Here is a 3,736-nt window from a genome sequence, read left to right as displayed (position 1 = left end):
CGTGCATCGGTTACGGCTGGGCCACCCATGTCATCGGCAACGCCTCGGAGGGCTGCGGTTCGACGCTCGACGGGACCGGGTACAACGTGCGTCAGAACGACGGCGACAACGGCCCGCTGCATTGCGCCACCGATTGCTCGGGAGTCCGGGAGGCGGATTACGGCAAGCACAATCCGACCGGTCCGGACACTCCCCAGAACTTCGTCTGCACGAGCTGCGGCACTTCGGCTTTTGGAGGCCCTTGTGGCAGGGAGGCCCACTGCGAAACCGCGCCGATCAACCAGGCCGCGTGGGATCTGGTGAACCGGGATTTCCCCATCACCCCTTTCAACTATGACAGCGCCACCGCCTACAACATCGCCAGCCGCCTCTTCTACCAGGGGAGCGCGAATATCGGCTCCTGGTATACCTGTTCCTGTGGCGCGCTCGCCGACGGCTGCAACGGCGACAGCGGCTATATCCAGTGGATCACCGCCGACGATGACAACGGCAACCTGTTCGACGGCACGCCCCACATGACGGCCATCTACAACGCCTTCAGCCGGCACAGCATCGCCTGCAGCGCTCCGGCTCCCATCATGAATGGAGGCTGCTCCGGCGGGCCGACCCTTGCTCCGACCTTCGTGGCGAAGGGCGGAGCGCTGAAGGCGGACATGTGCTGGAGCGCCGATACCGCGGCGAGCAATTACTGGGTCTTCAAGACCGACGGCCAGGCGGGGTGCGACTCGGGTCGGACCCGCATCGCGACGCTTTCGGGAACCACCCGGACCTTTACCGACACAGAGGTGGCGGAGGGTCGTCCCTACTGCTACAGCGTCATGCCGGCCGGCACCACCGACAAATGCGCAGGGGCCAGCTCCAACTGCGTGTGCGTGACGCCGACCACCACGGTGCCGCCTCCGAATCCGGAAGTCACCGCGAGCACCGACCATCAGACGATCTGGGGCACCATTTTCTCCGGCAGCGTGGTGAACACCCGGGTTTCCGACAACTCCAACGAGGTCCTCAAGGAGGCTCTCGTCGGAGGCGTCTCGAAGCTGAGCCACATCTGGAAATTCATCAACGTTCCATCCGGTTGCTGGACCTTGCGGTTCGAGGGCAATCGGCCGAGCAACAACGAGAGTGACAACTTCAAGTTTTCCTGGGCGCCGGACGTGGGGGGCTCGCCAGGTACCTTCACCGACATCGCGGGGGCGGTTATCGACAAAGGCTTCGATCCGGCAGGTGGTCTCACTGCGAGCTTCAACGGGACGGCACCCGGGTCGACCATCTACATCAAGATCCAGGACACCAACCAGACGAGCGGTACGGGCCTGGACAAGGTGAACATCGACTACCTGGGGATCATTGTTCCATAAGCTTTGACTTGGGTGGGTAGTGAAGGAAGGCCGTGGGGCTCGGCTCCACGGCCTTTCCTTTATTTGGGCAACGAAACGGGACGACTACTTCCGTCCCCGCTTTTTTTCTGTGGTCTTCGAGGAGCCGATGCGGTCCGGCTTGGACGATTCGGGGCGCGCCGCCTTGCGTTTGATGGCGACCGGATGGCTCGGCTGGTAGAGGCCGATGTGGCCGCCGCTGGGGAGGCGAATGGTGGTGTAGCTGCCCCACGGAGCCTTCAGGATGGGCGAGTACTTTATCTTCTTGGACTTCAGGGCTGCGATGACGGCTTTCAGGTCATCGCACATGAGGTAGAGATGGCCTCCGAGCATCGGCGGGTCGCCGATGCTTCTCGGCGCATCGCCCTCGATGGGGTGGACGGCGACCTCGGCGGGCGGCAGGGCGAAGATCATCCAGCCATGGCCGGCGTCGACGCCTCGCAGCTCGAGGACATCGCGGAAGAACTCCCGATCGGCACCGGGGTCGAGGCTGTAGAGAAGAACGTGCGCTCCGAAGATTTTCATGGGCGGGATCCTAGCATGGGGGAAGCGGCGGTGCCGGCACCGAGTTAGCTCTTCTTCCCCTTGGGCTTCTCCACCAGCGTGTAGTGGGCGAACAGATCCTTCTCGAGGCTCATCGGCTGCTCGCCCTCGTCCCATCCCAGCGCATGGGCCATCTTGCGCGCCATCGCGGAATCGTCGCGATCGAACTCGATCACACGGAAGCCTGCCGACTTCCAGAGCGCCGTCGGAAACGGGGAGCGGCCGTCGGCCCAGGGGATGTAGGGCTTGTCGGGCGGATTCTGTGCGGGGGAGAGGTTATAGATCAGGACGCGGCCTCCGGGCTTGAGAATCGCGTAAAGAGTCTTCACGTAGGTCTCGTCGTCTACCCCGAGAATCACGCGCTGCTTGTCGGGCACCGGCTTCTCAGGATGGATGTAGCCTCGTTTCAGGACGTTCTTCGAGATGACCAGGTCGTAGCCAACCCCGACATCGAGACTCACCGCTTCCTCCGCGGGAAAGCGCCCATTCACGAGGTGCAGCGTCCCCTGGGTGCCGTTGAGCCCCTTGATGGTGCCCTGGTCCTGCGGCCAGCTGTACAGTGCCCGGCTGAGAGGGTCGACCTCGACACCGACCACATCGGCGCCGATGCTGGCCAACAGCCGCAGCTGGCCGATGCCGCCGTAGCCGAAGTCCAGGATCTTCCTGCCGCGCGGCTCGAACCCAACCTCGCCGAGCAGATCTAGTGGCCGCGCATAGGCCAGGGGAGTGCCGTAGCGCGTGTTGTAATAGAAATCCTCGTCGAATTCCTTTGAAATCACGCCGAACTGCAGCGCCTCCGAGAGCTTTTCCGCCTCCTCCGCCGTGTAATAGCGGGTCTTCGCCTCGTTGAAGAACAGCTTGCGCGGCTGGATGGGTGGCAGCCGCACCGTCTCCTTCAGGAAATCCTTGACCCAGGCGGTCTTCACCAGGGGCTGCAGCTCCTCCGCGTCGCTGCGGATCTTGGCGACCGCGGAGCCGGGTGGGGCCTTCTCTTCGTCGGCGAAGGGGATTCCGATGGCAAGAACGAACAGGACGGGGGCAATCAGGACCGGCTTCAAAAAGGGCGCACCCAGCGCCGGGAACGAGCGGGGGGGCATCGTTCTCCTCCTCAGGACTGCCTGATATACGAAGGTCGCGGGCGGGATGTTTCCATGCAGTCCCGGCTGCTGGCTCAGAGGGCCGGAGGGTTATGCCGAGCTGCGCGACAGGCGGGGTCCTGGAGACCTTGATCGACGTTGCGATTGTCTTCCGGGTCGGCTATACGGGTGCTCTTTTTTCGATGCTTTCAGGAGAGGTCGCCTTGCAGCGTCGGCAGGGGGCCTTCCACGGGCGGCTTGCCGGCAATGATGATGTACTCGCCTGCGAACGCCAGCACCGCTCCCGCCCAGGCCAGGGGCGGCACGTGCTCATGGCCAAGCATGAAGGTCAGGAAAGCGACGAGAACCGGCGTGACGCCGAAGATGAGCGCGGTGTGCGATGCGGTGGTCCTGGCGAGCCCCTCGATGAAGCAGATCTGATAGGCGGTCTGCCCGAGCAGGCCTAAACCGGCGAGCTTCCATCCGTCGCTGACCGTCGTCCTGTAGGTCTCGCCGTACCATCGAAGCAACAGGAGCAAGGTCAGGATCGCCAGGGAAAAGCGCACCCCATTGAAGGCCATCGGGTCCACCTGGACCAGCGCTATCTTGACCAGCGGAAGGTTCAGCCCCCAGATCAGCACGACGGCGAGGAGCCCCAAATCGTTCATGTCCAGGCCGAGACGACGGGCAGGGGCCGGGTGGGTCATGTGAGCCTCGTGAACGAGACCGATGAAAGGTGCC

4 protein-coding genes are annotated in these 3,736 nt (G+C 63.6%); 1 reads left to right on the top strand and 3 read right to left on the bottom strand.

Annotated elements, in window-relative coordinates:
* Window positions 1-1,358: hypothetical protein (locus VFW45_10170; GenBank protein HEU5181150.1), on the top strand; the 1,358-nt coding region annotated here is incomplete at its 5' end.
* Between the two features lie 84 nt (window positions 1,359-1,442).
* Here the strand turns inward: VFW45_10170 and VFW45_10165 are convergent.
* The 3 genes from VFW45_10165 to VFW45_10155 all read right to left on the bottom strand — a co-directional run.
* Window positions 1,443-1,901, bottom strand: coding sequence for a VOC family protein (locus VFW45_10165; protein ID HEU5181149.1), 459 nt, complete (start codon window positions 1,899-1,901; stop codon window positions 1,443-1,445).
* Window positions 1,902-1,945: 44 nt separating this feature from the next.
* Complete coding sequence (locus VFW45_10160) at window positions 1,946-3,016, bottom strand: hypothetical protein (GenBank protein ID HEU5181148.1); 1,071 nt, start codon at window positions 3,014-3,016, stop codon at window positions 1,946-1,948.
* Window positions 3,017-3,204: 188 nt separating this feature from the next.
* Window positions 3,205-3,736: DMT family transporter (locus VFW45_10155; GenBank protein ID HEU5181147.1), on the bottom strand; the 532-nt coding region annotated here is incomplete at its 5' end.

It is taken from the genome of Candidatus Polarisedimenticolia bacterium (assembly GCA_035764505.1).
In the GTDB taxonomy this organism is placed as follows: Bacteria; Acidobacteriota; Polarisedimenticolia; order Gp22-AA2; family AA152; genus AA152.
The sequence above is the reverse complement of the archived record's forward strand: the minus strand, read 5'-3'. Positions and strand labels throughout refer to the sequence as shown.

Bases quoted from the DNA above. Each gene is read 5' to 3' on its own strand.
- VFW45_10165 (HEU5181149.1), bottom strand. From the start codon at position 1,901: ATGAAAATCTTCGGAGCGCACGTTCTTCTCTACAGCCTCGACCCCGGT.
- VFW45_10160 (HEU5181148.1), bottom strand. From the start codon at position 3,016: ATGCCCCCCCGCTCGTTCCCGGCGCTGGGTGCGCCCTTTTTGAAGCCG.